Origin of the sequence: Parvibaculum sp., from assembly GCF_040882025.1 — a bacterium.
Classification (GTDB): Bacteria; Pseudomonadota; Alphaproteobacteria; order Parvibaculales; family Parvibaculaceae; genus Parvibaculum.
Genome location: NZ_JBBECC010000032.1, coordinates 1,437 through 7,137, shown reverse-complemented (window position 1 = coordinate 7,137; position 5,701 = coordinate 1,437). Strand labels below are relative to the sequence as shown.

The 5,701-nt window shown below is 63.6% G+C and carries 6 protein-coding genes; all 6 read right to left on the bottom strand.

The features are described 5' to 3' along the window. On the bottom strand, positions 1-773 hold a 773-nt coding region (gene mtnA / locus WEB61_RS02255), incomplete at its 3' end, for an S-methyl-5-thioribose-1-phosphate isomerase (protein ID WP_368062707.1). Positions 774-797: 24 nt separating this feature from the next. Beyond that, positions 798-1,340 carry an adenine phosphoribosyltransferase gene (locus tag WEB61_RS02250; protein WP_368062708.1) on the bottom strand — a complete coding sequence of 181 codons (543 nt, stop codon included), beginning with the start codon at positions 1,338-1,340 and terminating at the stop codon, positions 798-800. Positions 1,341-1,770: 430 nt separating this feature from the next. Next, positions 1,771-2,661 (bottom strand): S-methyl-5'-thioadenosine phosphorylase, encoded by an 891-nt coding sequence (locus WEB61_RS02245; RefSeq protein ID WP_368062706.1) that lies wholly within the window; start codon positions 2,659-2,661, stop codon positions 1,771-1,773. A gap of 230 nt (positions 2,662-2,891) precedes the next feature. Next, complete coding sequence (locus WEB61_RS02240) at positions 2,892-3,692, bottom strand: cytochrome c1 (RefSeq protein ID WP_368062705.1); 801 nt, start codon at positions 3,690-3,692, stop codon at positions 2,892-2,894. Between the two features lie 13 nt (positions 3,693-3,705). Continuing rightward, positions 3,706-4,974, bottom strand: a complete 1,269-nt coding sequence (locus tag WEB61_RS02235) for a cytochrome bc complex cytochrome b subunit (RefSeq protein ID WP_368062704.1) — start codon at positions 4,972-4,974, stop codon at positions 3,706-3,708. A 13-nt stretch (positions 4,975-4,987) separates the two neighbouring features. After that, the gene (gene petA, locus WEB61_RS02230) at positions 4,988-5,527 is read right to left on the bottom strand and encodes a ubiquinol-cytochrome c reductase iron-sulfur subunit (RefSeq protein ID WP_368062703.1); all 540 of its coding nucleotides are present in this window, start codon (positions 5,525-5,527) and stop codon (positions 4,988-4,990) included. Between the last annotated feature and the right edge of the window lie 174 nt (positions 5,528-5,701).

Here is a 5,701-nt window from a genome sequence, read left to right as displayed (position 1 = left end):
TAGGTGCCGATCTTGTTGGCGACATCGCCCGTCGCGGTGGTGCGGTCGGTGCCGACGATGCACATGTCGACAAGCCCGTGCTGCATCAGATGGCCGCCGGCATTGTCGGGCACGATGGTGTGCGGCACGCCGTGGCCGCCGAGCTCGAAGGCGGTGAGCGCGGCGCCCTGGTTGCGCGGCCGCGTCTCGTCGACCCAGACGTGAACCGGGATGCCGGCATCATGCGCCATGTAGATCGGCGCCAGCGCCGTGCCCCAATCGACGCAGGCGAGCCAGCCCGCATTGCAATGGGTGAGGATGTTGACGGGCTTGCCGCTGTTCGACACGGCGATGCCGCGAATGAGGCGGAGCCCGTGCTCGCCGATCAGGCGGCAAGTCTCGACATCTTCGTCGCAGAGGCGGGCGGCACAGGCATAGGCGGCATCCGCCCGCGCATTGGCGCCGACAGGCGCGACGGCGGCGCGCATTTCGTCGAGCGACCAGCGGAGATTGACGGCGGTCGGCCGTGTCGCCGCCAGCATTTCATATGCGGCGTCGAGCGACGCATCGGACGGGTCGGCGCGGAGCGCGAGGCAAATGCCGTAAGCCGCGGTGGCGCCGATCAGCGGCGCGCCGCGCACCGCCATGTCGCGGATGGCACGGGCGCAGTCGCCCGGCGTTTCGAGGCGGACGATCGAGAATTCATGCGGCAGCTTTGTCTGGTCGATGATCTCGACCGCCCAGCCGTCATCGGCGACCCCGATGGTGCGATAGTGAATGCCGTCGATCTTCATGGGCCGCCTCCCGGTTTCAGGCGGTTAGTGTCCATCGAAGGAGCAGAGCGAGAGCACCTCGATGTCGAAAGCCTCGAGCCGCTGCCTGCCGCCGAGATCGGGCAGCTCGATGACGAAGCTGGCCGCCGCGACCGCGCCGCCTGCCCGCCCGATCAGCTTGACGGCCGCTTCCGCCGTGCCGCCGGTCGCGATCAGATCGTCGATCAGCAGCACGCGCGCGCCCGCATCGATGGCATCGACATGGATTTCGATCGTGTCGGTGCCGTATTCGAGATCGTAGTCCTGGCCAAGCGTGGTGAAAGGCAGTTTGCCCTTCTTGCGCACCGGCACGAAGCCGAGATTGAGCCGGTGCGCCACCGCGCCGCCGAGAATGAAACCGCGCGCCTCGATGCCGGCCACAATATCGAATGTGGCGCCGGTGTGAAGCGCGACCAGCGCATCGATCGCATTACGGAAACCGACCGGATCGCCGAGCAGCGTCGTGATGTCGCGAAACAGGATGCCGGGCTTCGGGTAGTCCGGAATGGTGCGGATAAATTGCTTCACGTCCCTATGTCTCCGTTTGATCGCTCGTTCTGCAAACGACGCCTGCAGATTGCATCGTCTTGTCTCTGACGCCTACCCTCCCCTTGGGGGATACGGCATTTTGGCGGCGTATCAGGCGAAGATTCGTGTGTACTCAAAAAACAAAATGTCGTCCCGGCGAAAGCCGGAAACACCGGAATCCATGGGCAGTCCATGGCAAGGTAAAGATTTTGCACGCGGAGGCGCGGAGCCGCGGAGAAGGGAAGCAGGCAAGAAAATTTCAAGCAGAGGAACAGGAAATGTTTCCTGGCGCTTCGCGCCGAAGGCGCAATAAATTTTCTCTTCTCCGCGGCTCCGCGCCTCCGCGTGAACCCTTCTTCTTTCCTTCACCTCACCGTTTGCCGCAGCCGCCCATGGATCCCGGCTTTCGCCGGGGTGACAATTTTGGGTTTGGCTGCACTTTTCAACATCCTCACCCCTTGAGCACCCGACCGGCGACCGCGTCGAGCTTCTTCACCAGCGCCGGATCGCGTTTGCCGGGCGCGGTGATGAGCGCGGTGTCGAGCACGCGATCGAAGCCCTGCGGCGAGGGCGCGCGCTCGGGGCCGAAGCTCGTCGCCACCGCACGAATGACGGCGCGCGCATGACCTGCATTCTCTTCCAGCACGCGGATCACATCGGCGACCTCGACATGGGCATGGGTCGGATGCCAGCAATCGTAATCGGTGACCATCGCGACGGTCGCGTAGCAGATTTCGGCCTCGCGGGCGAGTTTCGCCTCCGGCATGTTGGTCATGCCGATGACCGAGCAGCCCCAGGAGCGGTAGAGCTCGCTCTCGGCGCGCGTCGAGAATTGCGGGCCCTCCATGACGAGATAGGTGCCGCCGCGCGTATAGGCGATGCCGTTGTCCTGGCAGGCCGCCTCGATGTGATCGCCGAGGCGCGGGCAGACGGGATCGGCCATCGAAACATGGGCGACGAAGCCTTCGCCGAAAAAGCTCTTCTCGCGCGCGAAGGTGCGGTCGATGAACTGATCGACGATGACGAAACTGCCGGGCGGCAGCTCTTCCTTCAGCGAGCCGACCGCCGAGACCGAAATGATGTCGGTGACGCCGGCGCGTTTCAGGGCGTCGATATTGGCGCGGTAGTCGATGGTCGTCGGCGAATGCGGATGGCCGCGGCCATGGCGCGGCAGGAAAACCATCTCGACCGTGCGGCCCTCGCCGATGGGCAGCTCGCCGAAATGCAGCTCGTCCGACGGCTCGCCCCAGGGCGTGGCGACGCGTTCCCAGCGCTCGTTGCGCAGACCCGGAAACTCGTAGACGCCGCTGCCGCCGATCACGCCGAGGACTGTTTTGGTCACTGGTCTCTCCCGTTTCTCTTACCGTCTTGGCCCGGCCCTCCTTTGTAATAAAGGTGGCGGGCCATCCACGTCTTTCTTTCCGAGCGTGGCACCAAGACGTGGATGGCCCGCATGAAGCGGGCCATGACGACCGAGGGGTTTTATGCGCTCCCATATAACAAACCACGGCGACGGCGCCATGAAAAAGGGCTCCTTGCGGGAGCCCTTTTCCGCAACTTGCGAAGCGCCGCTCAGTGCTGGTCGGACCAGACCTTGCGCATGGCAAACCAGAGGAAACCGCTCAGGAGCACGAGATAGATCATCACCTGGAAGCCGATGCGGTGGCGCTGTTCGAGCCTGGGCTCGGCCGTCCACATCAGGAAATGGGTCACGTCCTTCGCCATCTGGTCGACGGTGTTGGGGGTGCCGTCTTCATAGTCGACCTGGCCGTCCGACAAGGGCGGCGGCATGGCGATCTGGTGGCCGGGGAAATAGAGGTTGTAGGAGCCGGCGGCGAGATCGAAGCCCTCCGGCGCGTCCACATAGCCCGTCAACAGCGAATAGATGTAGTTCGGGCCGTCCGGCCGTGCCTTGGTCATGAGCGAGAGGTCGGGCGCCGCCGCGCCGAGCGCGGCCGCCGAGGCTTCCGGGTTCGGGTAGGGCGAGGGGAAAGCGTCCTTCGGTTCGCCCGGACGCTCGTACATTTCGCCGGAGGAATCCGGACCGTCCATGACCGTGATTTCGGCGGCGAGCGCCTTGACCTGGCCTTCGGTGAATTCGGGTCCACCCGGCTCCATCAGATTGCGGAAGCGCACATATTCCATCGAATGACAGACGGCGCAGACTTCCTTGTAGACCTTGTAGCCGCGCCTGAGCGCGTCGCGGTCGTAGACGCCGAAGACGCCGTCGAAGGACCAGTCGGCATGCTTCAGCTCGACCTCGCCCCCGGCAGCCTCGACCGGCGCGGCGAGGAAGGAGAGCCCGATGGCGGCGACCGCCGCCAGCGCTGCGATGCGCGCCTTGCGCGAAATATCGTTCATCTTCGTTTTCACTTTCGCTTCCCCCTCAGCTCTTTGCCGGATGAGACTCGAGCACGGAGGCGGCAATGCTTTCCGGCAAGGGCTTCGGCTTTTCGATCAGTCCCAGAACGGGGAAGAGAACGAGGAAGTGCAGGAAGTAATAGGTGGTGAGGATGCGCGAGAGATCGGTGACGTCGAAGCCGCCCTCGCCCACCGGGATCAAAATCTTGTCGGGCGACTGACCGCCGCAATAGCCAAGCCCGATGCTGACCGCGACGAAGATCCAGAAGAACTGCCTGTAGAGCGGACGGAAGCGCGCCGAGCGGACCTTGGAGGTGTCGAGCCAGGGCAGCACGAAGAGGATCGCGATGGCGCCGAACATCAGTACCACGCCGCCGAGCTTGTCCGGCACCGCGCGCAGGATCGCGTAGAAGGGCAGGAGATACCATTCGGGCACGATATGGGCGGGCGTCGCGAGCGGATTGGCGACGATGTAGTTGTCGGGCTCGCCGAGGCCGTTCGGATTGTAGAAGACGAAATAGGCGAAAAGGATCGTGAAGATCGCGAGGCCGAAGGCATCCTTCATCGTCGCATAGGGCGTGAAGGCGACGGTGTCCTTTTTCGGATCCTTGACCTCGATGCCGGCCGGATTGCCCTGCCCCGTCACATGCAGCGCCCAGATGTGGAGGATGACGACGCCCGCGATCAGGAAGGGGAAAAGGTAGTGCAGCGAGAAGAAGCGGTTGAGCGTCGGATCGCCGACCGCAAAATCGCCCCAGAGCCAGGTGCGGAGCGCCTCGCCCACGAGCGGAATGGCGCCGAAGAGATTGGTGATGACGGTGGCGCCCCAGAAGCTCATCTGGCCCCAGGGAAGCACATAGCCGAAGAAGGCCGTCGCCATCATCAGGAGATAGATGAGCACGCCGAGAATCCACAGGACTTCGCGCGGCGCCTTGTAGGAGCCGTAATAGAGACCGCGGAACATATGGATATAGACGGCGATGAAGAACATCGAGGCGCCGTTCGAGTGAACGTAGCGGATCAGCCAGCCGAAATTGACGTCGCGCATGATGTGCTCGACGCTGGCAAAGGCCAGTTCCGTCGTCGGGATGTAGTGCATGGCGAGCACGACGCCCGTCACGATCTGCACCGCGAGGCAGAAGCTCAGAATGGCGCCGAAAGTCCACCAGTAGTTGAGGTTCTTCGGTACCGGGTAGTCGACGAAGCTGTCATTGACCAGCCGCATGACGGGCAGGCGCTCGTCCATCCAGCGCGAGAAGCCGTTGCCGGGTGTGTAGGTGCTTTGATGGCTCATCTTTTTATGCCCCTCAGCCGATCAGAATTCTGGAGTCGGACACGAATTCGTAAGGCGGCACCTCGAGATTGTAAGGCGCCGGGCCTTTGCGGATACGGCCGGACGTGTCGTAGACCGAGCCGTGGCAGGGGCAGAAATAACCGTCGAATTCACCGCGATAGGAAAGCGGCACGCAGCCCAGATGCGTGCAGACGCCGATGACGACCAGCCACTTCTTGTCGATCTCGCCGGTGGGACCCGGACGCAGGCGGTCGACATCGGACTGGGGATCGGGCAGCGTCGCCACATCGACGCTTTCGGCCGCCGCGATTTCGGCATCCGTGCGGTGGCGGATGAAGACCGGCTTGCCGCGCCACTTGAAGGTGCTTTCCTGGCCGACCGGAATGTTCGAGATGTCGACTTCGATCGAAGCGAGCGCCAGGACCGAGGCGTCGGGGTTCATCTGGTCGATCAGCGGCCAGACGGCGAAGGCCGCGCCGACGGCGGCGAAAGATCCGGTAGCTACATAGAGAAAATCGCGCCTGGTCGGCTCGACCGCGTGGGTTTGTGCCACGGTTCAGGTCTCCTCGTTGAAGTGCGGCAACGGGGTTGAACACACCCGTTACGTCGAGCGAAAGACCGACGAATCCCCTGCTTTCGCCCCATGCATTGCGTGGTTTTGTGGCATCCAATCGGGCTATTGTCCAGCCCCGCCGCCCCTGTGGCAGGATGACGCATCGCCGCATGC

What these genes read in the sequence shown, in the direction of transcription:
- WEB61_RS02235 (WP_368062704.1), bottom strand. Translation starts at nt 4,974, where the DNA reads ATGAGCCATCAAAGCACCTACACACCCGGCAACGGCTTCTCGCGCTGG.